The sequence below is a fragment of the Pseudoduganella namucuonensis genome (assembly GCF_900116645.1).
GTDB classification, from domain to species: Bacteria; Pseudomonadota; Gammaproteobacteria; order Burkholderiales; family Burkholderiaceae_D; genus Rugamonas; species Rugamonas namucuonensis.
This window is the reverse complement of record NZ_FPBO01000021.1, coordinates 18,601-35,558: the sequence shown is the minus strand read 5'-3', so window position 1 is coordinate 35,558 and position 16,958 is coordinate 18,601. Positions and strand designations below refer to the sequence as shown.

Sequence of the window (16,958 nt, the reverse complement as noted above, 5' to 3'; positions counted from 1 at the left end):
CGTGTCGCATCACCATTGGGTTTCGGGTATCCGCAGGATAATGCCGTCGAGCTGTTCCTCCATGACGATCTGGCAGCTGAGCCGGCTTTCCGCGGTCCTGGGGGACGCCGTGCTGCCCATCATCTGCTCCTCCCTCGGGCCGGGCGCCGGCACCAGTTGCGCGAACGCGGGATCGAGGTAGACGTGGCAGGTGGCGCAACTGGCGCTGCCGCCGCAGTCGCCGACGATCTCGTAGATGCCGTTGGAAACGGCGGCCTGCATCAGATTGACCCCCGCATCGACTTCCAGTTCGGTGCGCTCTCCCGCCGCGGTAATGTAGATAACTTTTGCCATTTTCTTCTCCTGGTCTCCAACTGTTGAAATTATTCGGGAACGGGCGCGGTCGCCGCCATCAGGCCTTCCAGCGGCAGCGTATCGTCGGCCAGCAGGGCGTCATCGACGGCGATGCGTTCATTGACGATCCGTTTTGCCAAGGCGAATTCCTGCGGGCGATTGACCGTGTCGGCCGCCAGCACGCGGTTCCCCAGCAGATAGAAGGCGCTGAAGCCGCCCTGGTCCGGGTCGCCGCGCAACACGACCCGCTCGTGGCCTTGCGCAAGACCGACCATTTTCAGGTTCAGGTCGTACTGATCGGACCAGAACCAGGGCGCGGCGTCGGGGCGCGGCGTCTTGCCGCATAACAGCGCCGCCAGTTTTCTCGCCTGCTCGAGCGCGTTCGGGACCGATTCGATCCGCACCCGCCGGTCATACAAGGCGCTGTGGTGGTTGCCGCAATCGCCGATGGCGGCGATGTGCGGGTCGGCGGTGCGCAGTTCGTGGTCCACGACGATGCCGTTGTCGACCGCCAGTCCGGCCGCGCTGGCCAGTTCGGTATTGGGCACCAGGCCGACGCCGGCCACCACCAGGTCGGCCGCGATGGGCGGGCCGCCGGCGCAGTGCACGGCCGCGACACGGCGCCGGTCCGCCGTCAGTTCCAGTTCATCGACATGCGCGTCCACGCGCACGTTGACGCCGGCGCGGCGATGCGTGTCGAGGTAAAACTGCGACAGGCGGGGGGCGGTGACGCGCGCCAGCAGGCGCGGGGCGACTTCCAGCAAGGTCACCTGCATGCCGGCCTTGCGCGCGGCGGCGGCCACCTCGAGGCCGACGTAGCCGCCGCCGATGACCACCAGCCGCTTGCCCGGTCCAAACCCGGCGCGGATCGCCGCGGCGTCGCTCTTGGTTCTGAGGTAATGGAAATTCTCGCACGATTCGGCGCCGCCGGCCGCCGCGGGCAGGGGGCGCGGACGGCCTCCGGTGGCCAGGGCCAGCCGGTCGTACGGCAGCGCGCGGCCGTCGTCGAGAAGCAAACGGCGGTTCGGGCGGTCGATCGCGGCGGCCGCCGTTCCCGTGATCAGGCCGATGTTGAACTTGTCGTAGACCGCCGGCGCCTTGATTTGCAGGGACGCCTCGCTGGTCTCGCCGCTGAGGTAGGCCTTGGACAATGGCGGGCGATGGTACGGCGCGGCCGCTTCGGCCCCGACGATGGTGACCGGGCCGCTCCAGCCGGCGGCGCGCGCGGCGAACGCCAATTCGGTGCCGCCGCAACCGGCGCCAACGATCAATAGGGTGTGGTTCATATCAGTTCCGTTGTCTTGCCTGGGTTGTGGTGGCGCTAATTGGATGAGAGGTGTCGAGCATGTGCAACGAGTCTGACATATGGCTCCCCGTCAGTCAACTGTAATGTTGACTGACGGGGAGGTGCGGAAAAGGGACGGGCTATGCGCTCAGCGCAAGCTCGAAACGTAGCCGATGACGATGGTTGCCGCGGCCGCGAAATTCCAGCTCTCGAACAGAAAGCGCCAGTGTGGAAGTGCCCGCCCGACCTCCATGAAGCTGACGATCACGACCCGCACCTTGGTCATCGCAACCAGCACCGCCAGTACCGACGCGGCCTCCCGCCACGAGACGTTCTCGAACACCGCGAGGGAGAGCAGGGTGAGTACGGTCAGGAAAATCCATACGCCGGCAGTGGTGCATCGGCCGAATACGTTTTTCATGCGCGCCCCACCAGATAAAGCATGGGGAAGATAAAGATCCACAGGATATCGACGAGATGCCAATACAGTCCGACGTTCTCCAGCAGCGTGTGGTATTCCTTGGCGCCGGCGCGCGCGAACGCGTGCCTCCGGCAATAGGCGATGAGGCCCATCCCGACGATGACGTGGAGAAAATGGACCATGGTGATAAAGAAGTAAAACGAAAGGAATGGATCGGTGGCCGGAGTGAGGCCCTGATCGATCTTGAGGAAATATTCGATCAGCTTGGTCACGGAAAACGCGAGTCCAAGCAGAAACGCCAGTCCCAGCCTGCGTGACACTTGCGCTGGCATGCATCGCTTCGATGCCTTCCAGCCTCCACCACCATCCATGAACTCGTCAGAAGAATCAGCGTGTTGGCGAATCCGAATAGTTCGTTCAATTGAAGTTGCGACCTTGTGTACTGCCCGGCGTGCGAGAGTCGTTCGCTCATGAAGGTGAAAAAGATCAACAGGAAGATGATCATGTCTATGAACAGGAAAGTCCAAAGGCCGTTGGTTCCGGGGGCGCGGCCAGCCTCGGAAACGTACGGTGGATATGGGTGTTTTTGCATCGGGGTTCCAGTGGGGGCGGCGCGTGCGGTGCCCAGGCGCAGGCATCGGCAAGATGACGCCTGTCGCCTGGGCTGGGATTGAACTATCCGAGCGCCGGTGCAAAGGCCTGCTTGGCGCGCGCGTTATAGCCCAGGGTTTCCTTCAGCATGTAGTAGCTGTAAGGGGTGAAGAACGCGAACAGCCAGGTGCCGAAGACGATGTAGAAATTCCAGCTTCCCGCGACTGTGAACGGCCCCTCGCTGACAAACGGCATCAACACCAGTGGCAGGAAAATGATGCCGACCGCGATCGCGCACCATCCGGTCCAGGCGGGGAAGATTTTCTGCTTCCTGTTCAGAATGGTGTACAGGCCCAGGCCCGCCAACTGGATCGTGGTGATCATGAAGGTGCAGTCATAGATCACCCATGTGAACACATGCATGGCCTTGATCATGTATGCCGGAATGCTGGTCGCGAGCAGGGCGCATGCGGCCCAGATCGCTGGGCAAAATGCCAGCAGCCACGCCGTCAACAGGCCGCCGGCGGCTTCCATCAGGCTGAGCACCCCCAGCGATCCATCCTCCTCGCGCAGCATGGAGGCGAGCAGCATCGACCATGGAAGATATAGCAGGCCGACCACGCAGCAGCCGACCATGCCGATCGCGATGTCATTTTGGTACTTTCCGTAATATTCCGAAACGAGCTGGTCAGGTGTCATCGCCATCATATTGGGAGGCGGAACGTTATGCCCGAGCACCGCCCAAAACAGGATGTAGCCGAGCACGAACAGCGGCCCGGTCCATGCCAAAGAAATATCCACAATTCGCTTTGTCGCTTTTTCCATTTTCGTCTCCAAGATGGACCCGTCGTTGGACAGGCCTGTTAACAATGCCCCGGGAATTTTTCAGAGTCCCGGTGGCGGATGGGATGTGCCATGTCCGGGCGGCGGCCAGCCCTCCCGGCCCTTCCGGAAGGCTGTCCGGATTAATATAACGTCGTTATAATATCACCCGAAATTTGTCATGTCATCCACAAAATGCGGCCCCGCGGCGGATGTCGGGGACCGGACGGCTGGCGCCGGCGGCGCGCCCGGGCGGTTGGGACGGGCTCCGGAAGCGACCTATAATGGCGCTACTTCATCCGTCATCAGAAAAGCACCCATGCACGTTGTTTCAACATTTTTCACCGCCGCCGGGCATCGCCATGAGCAATCCTAAGCAAGCAGGGCGGGGCCGCCCCGTCGAGACGGCGGGGCGAGCCAAGAAGGATCTGCTCAAGGTCGCGATCCGGCTCCTGAGCTCCGTCGGGCGCGAAGGCGCCACCGCCCGCGCCATCTGCGCCGAGGCGGGGGTTGGCGCGCCCGCCATGTATCACCATTACGGCGACTTGAACGGACTGCATCGGGCGGCCATCAATCAGACCTTTCGCGCGGTGGCGGCGTCTTATCGGCGTGGCGCGAGAACCAAGGGTACCCGGCAAGGCATCCATGACGGTTGGCTGACGTTCATGCGCTTCGCGAACGAAGAGCCACGCATGTGCCGCATCGTCATTCAGCAAATTTTGATTGGCGAGCCGCCGCAGGCGGTCGCCAGTACACTGGAGAACGCCGTCAGGGACATGTCGAGACTGGAGGAGCAGGGCCGTATGAATTGCAGCCCCGAATTCGCGGTCCGCCTCCTATGGGCGGGTGCCCTGGGCGCCGCATGTTTCACCGTGGCCGAGCGCCGCGAACTGAAAAACGGCGAGGATGTGAGCAACGATCAGGCGGTGCAGCGGACCATGCTTGAGGCGCTGCTGGATTCCCTGGCCCTGGGCCAAACGGAAACATGATCGCAGGCTTGAGGAGATGGCGACGGGCGACACCCAGGCTGTGAAAGTCTTCGCCGGGCTCGAATGGAGGGAATGCGCGCCGCCCTTGTTGAAACCTCACTCCAGGTTCTGCACCTGCTCCCGCATCTGCTCGATCAGCAGCTTCAGTTCCATCGACGCGTCGGCCAGCTCCTTGACGGAGGCCTTGGCGCCCAGCGTGTTGGCTTCGCGGTTCAGCTCCTGCATCATGAAGTCCAGGCGCTTGCCGACCTGGCCGCCCTTTTTCAGGATGTGGCGGGTCTCGCCCAGGTGCGCCGACAGGCGGCCCAGTTCCTCGGCCACGTCGATGCGGATGCCGTACAGGATCACTTCCTGACGGATGCGCTCCATCGCGTCCTGGCGCGACAGGCTGGTGTTCGAGCCCTGGCAGGCCAGGCCCAGCGCCTCCTGCATGCGCTCCACGGCCTTTTGCTGGAAGGCCGCCACCACCTGCGGGATCAGCGGCGTGATGCGCTTGACGATGGCCTCCATGGCCTCGATGCGGGAAACCAGCATGGCTTCCAGCGCCGCGCCCTCGCGCTGGCGGCTGGTGACGAAGGCCGACAGGGTGCGTCCCATCAGCGCGGCCACGTCGGCCTGCAGCGTCTCCTGGCCGATCTGGGCCTCCTCGATCACGCCGGGCCAGCGCAGCAATTCCGCAACAGTCATCACCGGAGCGGCGACGAAATGCTTGCCCACCTCTCCTTGCAAGCGCGACAACTCCTCCAGCAGCGCCATGTTCAGCGCCTGGGTGCCGGCGCCGGCGGCCTTGCGGCCGAAGCTCAGGCGCAGCTCCACCTTGCCGCGCGTGATGGCGCCCATGATGGCGGACCGCAGATCGGGTTCCAGCGCGCGCAAATCGTCGTTTATTCGAAACTGCAAGTCTAGAAAACGCGAATTGACGCTCTTGATTTCGATCGTCAGAGTGCCGGCTGCGCTCTCGCTGGTGGCAACCGCGTAGCCCGTCATGCTGGAAATGCTCAAAGGATGTCCCCGATTTAATCTTTACAAAACAGTGATTTATCCACACAATCCGGATGTTGAGGCGAGGAATCTATGGCTGCACAAAACAACGCCCCGTTGCCCGATGGTCTGGAAATTGCTGGATATCGCATTGTAAAGAAAATTGCGTCCGGCGGGTTCAGTATTGTTTACCTCGCCTATGACGCGGAGGGCGGCGCCGTGGCGATCAAGGAGTATCTGCCCAGTTCCCTGGCGCTGCGCCAGCCCGGCGAACTCGCGCCCGCCATAGCGAAAGCCAATCTGCCGGTGTTCCGTATCGGCCTCAAATGCTTCTTCGAGGAGGGCCGGGCGCTGGCGCGGATCTCGCATCCGAATGTTGTAAGAGTGCTGAATTTCTTCCGCGCGAACGAAACGGTTTATATGGTTATGGCCTACGAATCGGGCCATTCGCTGCAGGAGCACATCCAGGCGCAGCGCGCGCGCGGCGGCAAACTGGGCGAGGCCTTCATCCGCCGCATCTTCCTGCAGGTGCTGAAAGGGCTGCGCGAGGTCCACGCCAGCAAGCTGCTGCACCTGGACCTGAAGCCGGCCAACATCTACCTGCGCACCGACGGCACGCCCATGCTGCTGGACTTCGGCGCCGCGCGCCAGACCGTGAACAACGACCTGCCCATGCTCACGCCCATGTACACCCCCGGCTTCGCGCCGCCCGAGCTGTACGTGAAGACCGAGCAGCTGGGCCCCTGGACGGACGTCTACAGCATCGGCGCCGCCATGTTCGCCTGCATGGTCGGTTCGCCGCCGCAGCCGGCCGACCAGCGCCGCAAGGAGGATAAAATGGCGGGGCATTTCGCCAAGCTCGATGGCATGTACACGCCGGAACTGGTGGCGCTGGTGCGGCGCGCGCTGGAGATCGATCCGCTGGCGCGGCCGCAAAGCCTGTTCGAGATGCAGAAGGTGCTGCAAACGCCGCTGGCCGCGCCCGTCGAGCCGGGCGCGCTCGAAAAGCTGGGCGGCCAGTTCCGCGGCCTGCTGGGCCGCTTCGGCCGCAAGAAGGGCGAGGCGCAGACCACGCTGCAATCCTGAAAGGATAGTCATGCAATTCTCCGTGTATCAGGAAAGCCAGATCGGCGGCCGCCGCGTCAACCAGGACCGCATGGGCTACAGCTTCACGCGCGACGCGCTCTTGCTGGTGCTGGCCGACGGCATGGGCGGCCACCTGCGCGGCGAGGTGGCCGCCACCATCGCGCTCGAGACCCTGTCCACCATGTTCCAGCAACAGGCCACGCCCTACGTGAGGAAGCCGGAGCGCTTCCTGGAGGAGGCCTTCCTGGCCGCGCACCAGGAGATCCACCGCTACAAGGCCATGCACAACCTGCCGGACACGCCGCGCACCACGGTGGTGGCCTGCCTGATCCAGCACAACATCGCCACCTGGGCGCACTGCGGCGACTCTCGCCTGTACTGGATGCGCGGCGGCCAGGTGCTGGCGCGCACGCGCGACCACTCGCACGTGGAAAACCTGATCGCGCGCGGCGCCGTGCCCGCGTCCGCGCGCACCACCCACCCGGACCGCAACAAGCTCTATAACTGCCTGGGCGCCTCCATGCTGCCGAAGGTGGAGATGTCGCGCCGCGCCAGCATGCTGCCCGGCGACGTGATGCTATTATGCTCGGACGGCCTGTGGGCGGTGCTGGGCGACGAGGACATGGCGCAGCGCCTGCACACGCAGACCGTGGTGCGCGCCGTGCCGGACATGCTGACCGCGGCGGTCGCCATGGCCGGCCCGGCCAGCGACAATGCCACCGCGCTGGCCATCATGTGGCAGGGCGGCGGCGTCGCCGACGGCGCGGCCGGCGTTCCGACCGGCGCCTCGACCACGATCTCCACCGAGATGCTGGCCGAGGACCAGGTCAGCACCACGATCAGCGGCGCCGCGCGGCAGGACGCCGAGGCCCCGGTCGACGCCTTCGACGAAGACGAGATCGAACGCGCCATCGCCGAGATACGGGGCGCGATAGAAAAATCATCCCAATTACTGACACGGAAAGACAACAACAATGACATTTGAATCCCGCCCCAGCGGCCGCCCCGTGGACGCGCTGCGCGCCATCCGTTTGACGCGCCAGTACACCAAGCACGCCGAGGGCTCGGTGCTGATCGAATGCGGCGACACCAAGGTGATCTGCACCGCCAGCATCGAGGACAAGGTGCCGGGCTTCCTGAAGGGCAAAGGGCAGGGCTGGCTGACGGCCGAATACGGCATGCTGCCGCGCTCCACGCACACCCGCATGGACCGCGAGGCGGCGCGCGGCAAGCAAAGCGGGCGCACGCAGGAGATCCAGCGCCTGATCGGCCGCTCGCTGCGCGCCGCCTTCGACCTGGAGGCCTTCGGCGAGCGCACGCTGAACCTGGACTGCGACGTGATCCAGGCCGACGGCGGCACCCGCACCGCCTCCATCACCGGCGCCATGGTGGCCGCGTACGATGCGTTCAGCAAATTGGTGGAGCGCGGCGCGATACCGGCCGTGCCGCTCAAGCACTTCGTGGCCGCGATCTCGGTCGGCGTGTACAAGGGCATGCCGGTGCTGGACCTGGACTATGTGGAGGACTCCGACTGCGACACCGACATGAACGTGGTGATGACGGACGCCGGCCACTTCATCGAGGTGCAGGGCACGGCCGAAGGCGCCGCCTTCGACCGCGCCGGCATGAACCGCCTGCTGGACCTGGCGCAGGCCGGCATCGCGGACCTGGTCAAGCTGCAGAAACAGGCCCTGGACCTGGCCGCCTGAAGCGCAGGCGCATTGTTGACGCCGCTTTGGGGTCAGACCCCAAAGCGGCGTCAGCCGAACGCGCCCGCGCCGACAATGCCGCATGGAAGCGGCGTCAGCAACGGGACGGGGTCTGACCCCAAAGCGGCGTCAGCTGTGACTTAGGCGCTCCTGCAGGAAGTCCACGAACGCCGCCGTCTTCAGCGCGAGGAAGTCGCGCGCCGGGTACACGGCGTAGTTGGAGGGGCCCGGCGGCAGCGGCAGGTGCGCCAGCACCTTCACCAGCTCCCCGCTGGCCAACTCCTCCCGCACCAGCGGCAGCGGCACCTTCAATATCCCCGCGCCGCCCGCCGCCGCCGTCACCAGCGCGCCGCCGTCGTTCATCTGCAGCGGGCCGTCCACCCGCACCGTGTACGGCCCGCCCGGGCCCTGGAACGCCCACTCGTCGTACACCCGGCTACCCACCGCGTACAGCAGGCAGGCGTGGTGCCGCAAGTCGTCCACCGTTTGCGGCGTGCCCGCGCGCGTCAGGTAGGAGGGGGCGGCCACGATGACGCTGGGGTTGTCGCTCAGCTTGCGCGCGATCAGCGTCGAGTCGACCAGGTTGGAGGTGCGGATCGCCACGTCGATCTGCTCCGCGATCAGGTCCACCATGCGGTCGTCCAGCTGCAGCGCCACCTTCACCTGCGGATGGCGCGTGGTGAATTCGGCCAGCAGCGGCACCAGCACCCGCCTGCCCGCCATCGAACACGACACGCGCAGCAGCCCGCGCGCCTGTTGCTGGTACTGCCCGCTCAATTGCTCGATATTGGCCAAGGCCCGCTCGATCCGCCTGGCCTCCTGCAGCACCAGTTCGCCGATCTCGGTGAGCGCCAGCCTCCGCGTGGAGCGCTGTATCAGGCGCGCGCCCAGCTCCTCCTCCAGCTTCGCCAGCTGGCGCGACACCACGGATTTGCCGCAGCGTAGCTGCAGCGCGGCCGCGCTGATGCTGCCGGCCTGGATGATGGCGGCGAATATCGCCAGCCGCTGCGGATTGAGCGCCATGATGCCCCCCCTTGATTGTCGCTGTTCAGGCAACAATGTAATGCGATATTGATGACTTATCAAGCAACGAAGCGGGCCCTATACTTCCCTCATCCACTTTGATGAAGGAATGCCGACATGAACACCACCAACCACCAGTTCCGCCTCGCCCGCCGTCCCGTGGGCGCCGTCCAGCGCGCCGATTTCGACTACGTGGCCGAGCCGTTGCGCGAGCCGGCCGAGGGCGAGGTGCTGGTGCGGCTGGAATACGTGTCGCTGGACCCGGCCATGCGCGGCTGGATGAACGAAAGCAAGGAGTCCTACATGCCGCCGGTGGCCATCGGCGAGGTGATGCGCGCCATCGCCGTGGGCCGCGTGGTGGCCTCGAACAACGCCGGCTTCGCGGTGGGCGACCATGTGAGCGGCCTGCTGGGCGTGCAGGAATACGCGTACTCCACCGGCCAGGGCCTGACCAAGGTGAATCCCGCGCTGGCGCCGCTGCCGCTGTTCCTGGGCGCGCTGGGCATGCCGGGACTGACCGCGTATTTCGGCCTGCTGGAGGTGGGCCAGCCCAAGGAGGGCGAGACGGTGGTGGTGTCCGGCGCGGCGGGCGCGGTCGGCATGGTGGTGGGGCAGATCGCCAAGATCAAGGGCGCGCGCGTGGTCGGCATCGCCGGCGGCGCGGACAAGTGCCGCTACCTGGTGGAGGAACTGGGCTTCGACGCCGCCATCGACTACAAGAGCGAGGACGTGGGGCGGGCGCTCAAGCAGCACGCGCCCAACGGCGTGGACGTGTATTTCGACAATGTCGGCGGCGACATCCTGGACGCGGTGCTGGGCAAGCTGGCGCACGGCGCGCGCATCGTGATCTGCGGCGCCATCTCGCAGTACAACAACACCACCGCCGTCAAGGGGCCGTCCAACTACCTGCAGCTGCTGGTCAAGCGCGCCACGATGCGCGGCGTGATGGTGGCCGACTACTATCCGCGCGCGATGGAGGCCATCACCGCCATGGGCGGCTGGATCGCGGCCGGCCGGCTGAAGACCCGCGAAGACGTCGTGGCCGGCCTGGAGACCTTCCCCGACACCTTCGCGAAGCTGTTCAGCGGCGCGAACAACGGCAAGCTGGTGCTGAAGGTCGCGCCCTGATGCTCCGCCGCTAGTTGATGTTCAGGCCGTACTTCCCGGCCCGCACCCACACCGTCACCTTGCCCGCCGGCGCCTGGAAATAGCCCCAGCCGCTGGCGTTCGCGCACACCTGGGCCGCCACCGCGTTGGTCACGTCGGTGAAGCACTGGTTGGCGTGCGCGCCGCCCACGTACATCCATTTCGCGCCGGCCGTGTTCTGGTTGTCGTTCATCAGCACGGCCACGCCGTACCAGTGCTGGGCGTCGCCCTCGCGGGTCCAGCCCACCACGTCCGAGTGGTCGAAGTAGTCGTTCTGCGCGCCGTAGGCGTGGAACTTGCGGGCCTTCATCAACTGGTCCAGCATCCAGCCGTGGTTGGCCACCTTGCCCGGCACGCCCTCGTAGTCGCCCAGGAACACGGTCGGATAGCCGCCCTGGCGCAGCAGGATGGTGGCGTAGGCCATGGGCTTGAACCAGTCCAGCACCTTGGACGACAGCGCGCGGCCGTCGAGCGTGTCGTGGTTGTCGACGAAGGTCGCGGCCTTGGTCGGCTGCCAGGACACCAGCGTGTTGGTCAACAGCGAGCCCATGTCGAAACCGCCCCAGGCGTTGCCGGCCTGCTGGAACTTGGCGTGCAGCGGCACGTCGAAGGAGGACATCTTGTCGTTGGCGGTGCCGTTCACCGAGTTCACATAGGTGTTCAGGCGGTTGATGTCGGCGTCCCAGTATTCGGAGACCGCGAAGGCGTTAGGCTTGCCGGTGGCCGTGCGCACGTGGTACAGCCACTCGTTGAAGTAGCTGGACATGATGTGCTTCGTGGCGTCGATGCGGAAGCCGTCCAGCTTCGCGGTGTTGGTGTACCACACGCCCCAGTCCTTCAGGTGGCTGCGCACGTCCGGGTGCTGGAAGTCCACGTCCGCGCCCATCAGATAGTCGTAGTTGCCCTTCTCGTTGCTCACCTCCGGGTCCCAGCCCTTGCCGGTGCCGCGGAACTTGTAGATGCGGCAGCCGGAGCAGCCGTCCGCGCCCAGGTTCTGCGCCCAGTCCACGCCGTCGAAGTGGTACCACGACCACTTGAAGTTGTTGTACTTGAGCGTGCCGTTGGCCTGCACGCGGCCGGGGAAGTTGAAGGCGGTCCAGCTCTGGATGCCGATGTCGCCGCCGAATTCCGCGTTGCGGTTGTTCGGGTCCACGCGCACGGCGGTGGCGCTCTCGGTGGCGTCCGCGCCGATGCGGTGGTTCAGCACGATGTCGGCGTAGACCTGGATGCCGGCCGCGTGGGCCGCGTCGATGGCGGCGATGTACTCGTCCTTGGTGCCCCAGCGCGTGCGCACGCTGCCTTTTTGGTTGAATTCGCCCAGGTCGTAGATGTCGTAGACGCCGTAGCCGACGTCGGTGGCGCCCGAATTGCCCTTGTAGGCGGGCGGCAGCCAGAAGGCGGTCACGCCCTTGCCGGCCCAGGAGGCGGAATTGTTCTTGACGCGGTTCCAGTGCTGGCCGTCGCCATTGGAATCCCAGTCGAAATACTGAAGCATGGTGCCGTTGGTCTGGGCCAGGCTGGCGCCCGCGGTGAGGGCGAGCGCAGCCCCGAAGAAAAGCCGTTGCATTTTCATCCGTAAAGTCTCCATGTGTGATTTTTGGTGTTGTTCGAACCGGGCCTGAGTGAGTTGTTTTGCTGACCTCCTTTTCGTACTATGACTACATAAATATATGTAGTCGCCTTAGTTGATTAATTAAAGAATATTATTTAATAAGTAGTTTCACTACATTGCCGCAAAAAGTAAACTGGAATTTTCGGCCTGTGACATGGCCGCCACGGCAAAGGGGATACAATGTCGGCTCCCTGAAAAAAGCCCCTATCCGCCATGACCCAACGCCTCATCCTCGCTTCCAACAACGCCGGCAAGCTCAAGGAATTCAACGAACTGCTCGCGACCGTCGGTTTCGACGTGCACGCGCAGGGCGAACACGGCGTGCCCGAGGCGGACGAGCCTTACTTCACCTTCGTCGAGAACGCGCTGGCCAAGGCGCGCCACGCCTCGCGCCTGACCGGCCTGCCGGCGCTGGCGGACGATTCCGGCGTGTGCGTCAACGCGCTGGGCGGCGCGCCCGGCGTGTTCTCCGCGCGCTACGCGGGCGAGCCCAAATCGGACGCGGCCAACAACGCCAAGGTGGTGGCCGACCTGGCCGCGCATGCCGACAAATCGGCCTACTACTACTGCGTGCTGGTGTTCGTGCGCCACGCGGACGACCCGCAGCCGGTGATCGCCGACGGACGCTGGAACGGCGAGATCGTCGACCAGCCGCGCGGCGGCGGCGGCTTCGGCTACGACCCACATTTCCACATCCCGGAGCTGGGCAAGTGCGCCGCCGAGCTGACCGCGGACGAGAAGAACCGCATGTCGCACCGCGGCCAGGCCTTGCGCGCACTGGTGGAAAAACTGAAATGATCCCGATCAAGGTCGCCGGCTCCAAGCCGGCCGCGAGTCCAGGCAACAACGCGGCCGCCGCCAGCACCGCGCTGCACTACCTGCAGCCTGGCGCGCTGAATCTCGCGGCGCTGCCGCCGCTGTCGCTGTACATCCACTGGCCGTGGTGCGTGCGCAAGTGCCCGTACTGCGACTTCAATTCGCACGAGGCCAAGGGCGAGGTGCCGGAACAGGCCTACCTGGACGCGCTGCGCGCCGACCTGGAAATGGCGCTGCCGCTGATCTGGGGCCGCCGGATACAGACCATCTTCATCGGCGGCGGCACGCCCAGCCTGATGTCGGCGGCCGCGCTGGACCGGCTGATGTCGGACGTGCGCACGCTGCTGCCGATGGACACCGACATCGAGATCACGATGGAGGCCAATCCCGGCACCTTCGAGGCCGAGAAGTTCAAGTCCTACCGCGCCAGCGGCATCAACCGCCTGTCGATCGGCATCCAGAGTTTCAACGAGGCGCACCTGAAGGCGCTGGGCCGCATCCACGACGGCGGCGAGGCGCGCCGCGCGGTGGAGATCGCGCTCGCCAACTTCGACAACTTCAACCTGGACCTGATGTACGCGCTGCCGTCGCAGACGCTGGAGGAGGCGAGGACGGACATCGAGACGGCGATGTCGTTCAAGCCGCCGCACCTGTCGCTATACCACCTGACGATGGAACCGAACACGGTGTTCGCCAAGTACCCGCCGGCGCTGCCGGACGACGACGCCAGCGCCGACATGCAGGACATGATCGCCGAGATGACCGCCGCGCATGGCTACGGGCAGTACGAGGTGTCCGCCTACGCGCGGCCGGGCCATCGCGCGCGGCACAACCTCAATTACTGGACCTTCGGCGACTACATCGGCATCGGCGCGGGCGCGCACTCGAAGATCTCGTTCCCGCACCGCGTGCTGCGGCAGGCGCGCTACAAGCAGCCCAAGTCCTATATGGAGCAGGTGAAGGCGGGCAATCCGGTGCAGGAGGAATACGAAATCGGCCGCGACGACATGGGCTTCGAGTTCATGCTGAACGCGCTGCGCCTGCACGAGGGCTTCGCGCCCAACCTGTTCGCGGAACGCACCGGGTTGACGATCAACGCGATCGAGAAGGGGCTCGACGAGGCGGAGGCCAAGGGGCTGCTGTACCGCGACCACATGCTGATCAAGCCCACCGAACTGGGACAGCGCTTCCTCAACGATTTGCAGCAGATCTTCCTGAACGCTTGAGGCAGCGCTGCGATGCGGCGGAGTAGCTATGCTATTCCGCCATTGCGCGCGGATCGACGGCGCTCAGAAGGGGACCGTCACCTTCAAGTCAGGCTTCTCCACCCAGCGCGCGAAGGCCTCGGCCATGCGCTCGCTTTCGCCGATGGCGCGGGTCCAGTCGCGGATGCGGGTGTCGTGGTTCTGGCCGTAGGCCTTGAAGTCCGAGCGGTCCGGCATCTTCCCGTTCGGCAGCTTCGCCAGGAAGGCCTGCGACGGCGACACCAGTATCACGTTCTCCAGCGACGCGTCGCGCGCGCGGCGCCACGGCATGGACTTGTCCAGCCATCCCGGCACGATGTAATCGCTGAAGTGCGGATACAGCACCAGGCCGGGATCGCGCTGGTAGGGCAGGTGCAGGTGATAGTCGATCAGGCCGCCGTCCCAGTAGGCGCCGTCCGGCGCGCCGGCGATGCCGGACACCGCCTGCAGCACCATCGGTATCGAGCCCGAGGCCAGCAGCGCGTCGCGCAGGTTGTCGGCGGAGAGGTCGACGAAGCGGGTGGCGAAGGCGTCGAATTGCTGTTTGAGCCAGGCCGCGTCGTCGCGGCTGTCGTGGAACACCACGCGCTCCATGGCGCCGGCCAGGCGCTTGCGCGAGACCGCGTTGGCGGCGGCCGCGCGCAGAAAGCCGGCCGCCTCGCGCCAGCGGCTGCCGGCCGCTTGCGCCAGCGGGCCGATGCCGCGCACCGCGATCACGGACAGGTGGTGGTCGGGATTGGAGAGCATCTCGGCGCCGCGGCCGTCCAGCACCTCGTCGAGCAGGGCGCGGCAATTGCGGGTGATGTCGGCCGAGGTCACGGTGGCCGCGTAGCGCTGGTGGGCGTAGTGGTGGGCCAGGCGCTTGTGCGCCGCGACCGGGTCGTGGAAGGCGCCGGCGGCCATGCGCCAAGCGCCGATGGAGGCGCCGATCAGCCGGCGCTGGCGCGGCGCCTTGCGCAGGAACTCGCCGAACAACCACAGATCGAGGCCGTGCAGCACCAAGCCCTTCGGACCGCCGGCGGCGGCCGGGATGATGGCCACATCGGCCGCCCGCAAGCCCTCGCTCGCGATGCGCCGCCGCGCCCGCGCGCCCAGGCGAATGGTGATCGGAGACTGCATATCCACATCCCGTTAAAAAATCATCAAATCTTGCCACAATCACATCGGTGTCAGGCGCGACATTCGGACATTTTCTCGCTATGCGGAATGATGTCCGAATGTCGCGCCTGACACCGATGTGATTGTGATAACTTTTTATTGCTTGAGGCCGCCGCCGAGGGCGCGGTAGAGGTCGATCGCGCTGGTGGTGCGCAGCAGCCGCGCCTGGACCAGGTTCTGCTCGGCGCTGAATAGCTCGCGCTGGGCGTCCAGCACGTCCAGCGAGCTGGCCACGCCGTTTTCGAAGCGTAGTTGCAGCAGCTTGAGACGCTCGGCTTGCGCGTCCTGCACCGCGCGCTGGGCCGCCACCTGGTCGCCCAGGTAGCTGCGCGCGGCCAGGGCGTCGGCCACTTCGCGGAACGCGGTCTGGATGGTCTTTTCGTAGTCGGCCACGGCCAGGTTCTTGCGCACCTCGGCCAGCGTCAGGTTGGCGCGGTTGCGGCCGGCGTCGAAGATCGGCAGCGCCAGTTGCGGCACGAAGGACCAGCTGCCGCTGCCACCGTCGAACAGGCCGGAGAACGCGGCGCTGCTGCTGCCCACCGCGGCCGTGAGGCTGATGCGCGGGAAGAACGCGGCGCGCGCGGCGCCGATGTTGGCGTTGGCCGCCAGCAGCCGCTGCTCGGCGGCGCGGATGTCCGGACGGCGCGCGATCAGCTCGGACGGCAGGCCTTCCGGTATCGCGCTCATCGCGTCGATGGCGGCGTCGGCCGGCTGGCCCTGGGCCTTGACGCCGCCGTTGCCCGCGCCGTTGCCGGCGGCCTGGTCGCCGGGCGGCGTGGACGCGGGCACCGGCGACTGCGTCGGCCGCGTTGGAACGATGGCGCCGCCGGCCTGCGCGGGGGCGGCTTCCGCCGGCCGGCCGACCAGCAGCGTCAGCGCGTTGGCGGCCTGCGCGCGCTGGCGGGCCAGCGTCAGCGCGGCCACGCGCGCCGTTTCCATCAGCGTTTCGTTGGAGCGCAGATCCAGGCGCGAGGAGGCGCCCGCGTCCACGCGTTGCTGCGTGAGCCGGTAGGTGCGGGCGCGCGCCTCGTGGGTCTGCCGCGCCAGCGCGTACTGCTCGGCGTAGGCGCGCTCGGTGTACCAGGCCTTGGCCACTTCGGCCACCACGCTGATCTGCGCGGCTTGGCGCGCCTCGTCCGTGGCCAGGTAGCTGGCCAAGGCGGCGTCGTTCAGGCTTTTCACGCGGCCGAAGAAGTCCAGCTCGAACGAGGAGATGGCCAGTCCCGCGTCGAAGCGCCTGCCGATCACCGCCTGCCCGCTGGGCGACAGGAAGGCGGGCGTGCGCGCGCGGGTCGCGCCCAGCGACGCGTTCACGTTCGGCAGCCGGTCCGCCGACTGGATGTCGTAGGCGGCGCGCGCCTCCTCGATGCGCAGCGCGGCGGTGCGCAGGTCGCGGTTGTGCTCGAGCGCGGCGGCGATCAGTTCCCGCAGGCGCTGGTCGGCGAAGAACTCGCGCCAGCCGGTGTCGATGGCCGCTTTGCCGGCGGTGGCGGCGCCGGCGTTGGCGCTCGCGGAGGCCGCCGCGGGCGCGGATGCGGCGGCGGCGGGTGTGGCGGGGTAGGCGGCGGCCACCGGCGCGTCCGGGCGCTGGTAGGCCGGCGCCATCGAGCAGCCGGCCAGGCCCAGCGCGACGAGCGCCGACAGGCTGGCGCCGGCCGCGCGCATGCCGCCGCGATGGCGGGTGGGCGATGCCGCTGCCCGGCCCGTCGCCCTGTGCGGGGCGGCGATCTTGCGTTTGTTTT

General features: G+C 66.3%; 18 protein-coding genes. 7 read left to right on the top strand and 11 right to left on the bottom strand.

Annotated features, from left to right (window positions below; genetic code table 11):
* Nucleotides 1–9: 9 nt before the first annotated feature.
* From BM436_RS20785 to BM436_RS20765, 6 genes are all read right to left on the bottom strand, one after another.
* On the bottom strand, nt 10–333 hold the full coding sequence (locus tag BM436_RS20785; protein WP_093557446.1) for a 2Fe-2S iron-sulfur cluster-binding protein: 324 nt from the start codon (nt 331–333) through the stop codon (nt 10–12).
* A 29-nt stretch (nt 334–362) separates the two neighbouring features.
* Nucleotides 363–1,619: an NAD(P)/FAD-dependent oxidoreductase gene (locus BM436_RS20780; protein ID WP_093557445.1), complete on the bottom strand. Its 1,257-nt coding sequence runs from the start codon at nt 1,617–1,619 to the stop codon at nt 363–365.
* A gap of 147 nt (nt 1,620–1,766) precedes the next feature.
* Nucleotides 1,767–2,039: a cytochrome C oxidase subunit IV family protein gene (locus BM436_RS20775; protein ID WP_093557444.1), complete on the bottom strand. Its 273-nt coding sequence runs from the start codon at nt 2,037–2,039 to the stop codon at nt 1,767–1,769.
* Nucleotides 2,036–2,311, bottom strand: a complete 276-nt coding sequence (locus BM436_RS37165) for a cytochrome c oxidase subunit 3 (protein ID WP_177307388.1) — start codon at nt 2,309–2,311, stop codon at nt 2,036–2,038. Before BM436_RS37165 ends, BM436_RS20775 begins: the two co-directional genes overlap by 4 nt.
* Nucleotides 2,308–2,631 (bottom strand): hypothetical protein, encoded by a 324-nt coding sequence (locus BM436_RS37160; protein WP_177307386.1) that lies wholly within the window; start codon nt 2,629–2,631, stop codon nt 2,308–2,310. Before BM436_RS37160 ends, BM436_RS37165 begins: the two co-directional genes overlap by 4 nt.
* Nucleotides 2,632–2,714: 83 nt before the next feature.
* Complete coding sequence (locus BM436_RS20765; protein ID WP_143133253.1) at nt 2,715–3,455, bottom strand: hypothetical protein; 741 nt, start codon at nt 3,453–3,455, stop codon at nt 2,715–2,717.
* Between the two features lie 359 nt (nt 3,456–3,814).
* On the opposite strand from BM436_RS20765, the gene BM436_RS20760 reads away from it, so the two are divergent.
* Nucleotides 3,815–4,441: a TetR/AcrR family transcriptional regulator gene (locus tag BM436_RS20760; protein WP_177307384.1), complete on the top strand. Its 627-nt coding sequence runs from the start codon at nt 3,815–3,817 to the stop codon at nt 4,439–4,441.
* Nucleotides 4,442–4,537: 96 nt separating this feature from the next.
* Here BM436_RS20760 and BM436_RS20755 read toward each other — a convergent pair whose 3' ends face one another.
* The gene (locus BM436_RS20755) at nt 4,538–5,428 is read right to left on the bottom strand and encodes a YicC/YloC family endoribonuclease (protein WP_093557440.1); all 891 of its coding nucleotides are present in this window, start codon (nt 5,426–5,428) and stop codon (nt 4,538–4,540) included.
* Nucleotides 5,429–5,515: 87 nt separating this feature from the next.
* Here BM436_RS20755 and BM436_RS20750 point away from each other — a divergent pair, with 87 nt between their 5' ends.
* From BM436_RS20750 to rph, 3 genes are read left to right on the top strand one after another with little or no spacing between them, the layout of a single operon-like run.
* Nucleotides 5,516–6,508, top strand: a complete 993-nt coding sequence (locus BM436_RS20750) for a serine/threonine protein kinase (RefSeq protein ID WP_093557439.1) — start codon at nt 5,516–5,518, stop codon at nt 6,506–6,508.
* A gap of 10 nt (nt 6,509–6,518) precedes the next feature.
* A complete protein-coding gene (locus tag BM436_RS20745; protein WP_093557438.1) occupies nt 6,519–7,493 on the top strand; it encodes a PP2C family protein-serine/threonine phosphatase in 975 nt (324 codons plus the stop codon).
* Nucleotides 7,483–8,217, top strand: a complete 735-nt coding sequence (gene rph, locus BM436_RS20740; RefSeq protein WP_093557437.1) for a ribonuclease PH — start codon at nt 7,483–7,485, stop codon at nt 8,215–8,217. Before BM436_RS20745 ends, rph begins: the two co-directional genes overlap by 11 nt.
* A 129-nt stretch (nt 8,218–8,346) precedes the next feature.
* Here rph and BM436_RS20735 read toward each other — a convergent pair whose 3' ends face one another.
* Entirely contained in the window at nt 8,347–9,240 is an 894-nt protein-coding gene (locus tag BM436_RS20735) for a LysR family transcriptional regulator (protein ID WP_093557436.1), read from the bottom strand.
* A gap of 117 nt (nt 9,241–9,357) precedes the next feature.
* Between BM436_RS20735 and BM436_RS20730 the strand changes: the two genes are divergently transcribed.
* Entirely contained in the window at nt 9,358–10,368 is a 1,011-nt protein-coding gene (locus BM436_RS20730; protein ID WP_093557435.1) for an NADP-dependent oxidoreductase, read from the top strand.
* Nucleotides 10,369–10,378: 10 nt separating this feature from the next.
* Here BM436_RS20730 and BM436_RS20725 read toward each other — a convergent pair whose 3' ends face one another.
* On the bottom strand, nt 10,379–11,953 hold the full coding sequence (locus BM436_RS20725; RefSeq protein WP_177307382.1) for an alpha-amylase: 1,575 nt from the start codon (nt 11,951–11,953) through the stop codon (nt 10,379–10,381).
* Between the two features lie 258 nt (nt 11,954–12,211).
* On the opposite strand from BM436_RS20725, the gene rdgB reads away from it, so the two are divergent.
* Both rdgB and hemW read left to right on the top strand, forming a co-directional pair.
* Nucleotides 12,212–12,796, top strand: coding sequence for an RdgB/HAM1 family non-canonical purine NTP pyrophosphatase (rdgB, locus tag BM436_RS20720; RefSeq protein ID WP_093557433.1), 585 nt, complete (start codon nt 12,212–12,214; stop codon nt 12,794–12,796).
* The gene (hemW, locus tag BM436_RS20715; protein WP_093557432.1) at nt 12,793–14,040 is read left to right on the top strand and encodes a radical SAM family heme chaperone HemW; all 1,248 of its coding nucleotides are present in this window, start codon (nt 12,793–12,795) and stop codon (nt 14,038–14,040) included. Before rdgB ends, hemW begins: the two co-directional genes overlap by 4 nt.
* A 63-nt stretch (nt 14,041–14,103) precedes the next feature.
* On the opposite strand, the gene BM436_RS20710 is transcribed toward hemW, so the two are convergent.
* A complete protein-coding gene (locus BM436_RS20710) occupies nt 14,104–15,177 on the bottom strand; it encodes a patatin-like phospholipase domain-containing protein (protein WP_093557431.1) in 1,074 nt (357 codons plus the stop codon).
* Between the two features lie 135 nt (nt 15,178–15,312).
* Nucleotides 15,313–16,881, bottom strand: a complete 1,569-nt coding sequence (locus BM436_RS20705) for an efflux transporter outer membrane subunit (RefSeq protein ID WP_143133260.1) — start codon at nt 16,879–16,881, stop codon at nt 15,313–15,315.
* Nucleotides 16,882–16,958 lie beyond the last annotated feature (77 nt).

Excerpts from the sequence above, each read along its gene's own strand:
- BM436_RS20750 (WP_093557439.1), top strand. The coding sequence starts at position 5,516 with ATGGCTGCACAAAACAACGCCCCGTTGCCCGATGGTCTGGAAATTGCT.
- BM436_RS20745 (WP_093557438.1), top strand. The coding sequence starts at position 6,519 with ATGCAATTCTCCGTGTATCAGGAAAGCCAGATCGGCGGCCGCCGCGTC.
- BM436_RS37160 (WP_177307386.1), bottom strand. The coding sequence starts at position 2,631 with ATGCAAAAACACCCATATCCACCGTACGTTTCCGAGGCTGGCCGCGCC.
- BM436_RS20730 (WP_093557435.1), top strand. The coding sequence starts at position 9,358 with ATGAACACCACCAACCACCAGTTCCGCCTCGCCCGCCGTCCCGTGGGC.
- BM436_RS20775 (WP_093557444.1), bottom strand. The coding sequence starts at position 2,039 with ATGAAAAACGTATTCGGCCGATGCACCACTGCCGGCGTATGGATTTTC.
- BM436_RS20785 (WP_093557446.1), bottom strand. The coding sequence starts at position 333 with ATGGCAAAAGTTATCTACATTACCGCGGCGGGAGAGCGCACCGAACTG.
- BM436_RS20725 (WP_177307382.1), bottom strand. The coding sequence starts at position 11,953 with ATGCAACGGCTTTTCTTCGGGGCTGCGCTCGCCCTCACCGCGGGCGCC.
- BM436_RS20710 (WP_093557431.1), bottom strand. The coding sequence starts at position 15,177 with ATGCAGTCTCCGATCACCATTCGCCTGGGCGCGCGGGCGCGGCGGCGC.
- rph (WP_093557437.1), top strand. The coding sequence starts at position 7,483 with ATGACATTTGAATCCCGCCCCAGCGGCCGCCCCGTGGACGCGCTGCGC.
- BM436_RS20705 (WP_143133260.1), bottom strand. The coding sequence starts at position 16,881 with ATGCGCGCGGCCGGCGCCAGCCTGTCGGCGCTCGTCGCGCTGGGCCTG.
- BM436_RS20765 (WP_143133253.1), bottom strand. The coding sequence starts at position 3,455 with ATGGAAAAAGCGACAAAGCGAATTGTGGATATTTCTTTGGCATGGACC.
- BM436_RS20735 (WP_093557436.1), bottom strand. The coding sequence starts at position 9,240 with ATGGCGCTCAATCCGCAGCGGCTGGCGATATTCGCCGCCATCATCCAG.
- BM436_RS20760 (WP_177307384.1), top strand. The coding sequence starts at position 3,815 with ATGAGCAATCCTAAGCAAGCAGGGCGGGGCCGCCCCGTCGAGACGGCG.
- hemW (WP_093557432.1), top strand. The coding sequence starts at position 12,793 with ATGATCCCGATCAAGGTCGCCGGCTCCAAGCCGGCCGCGAGTCCAGGC.
- rdgB (WP_093557433.1), top strand. The coding sequence starts at position 12,212 with ATGACCCAACGCCTCATCCTCGCTTCCAACAACGCCGGCAAGCTCAAG.
- BM436_RS20755 (WP_093557440.1), bottom strand. The coding sequence starts at position 5,428 with ATGACGGGCTACGCGGTTGCCACCAGCGAGAGCGCAGCCGGCACTCTG.
- BM436_RS20780 (WP_093557445.1), bottom strand. The coding sequence starts at position 1,619 with ATGAACCACACCCTATTGATCGTTGGCGCCGGTTGCGGCGGCACCGAA.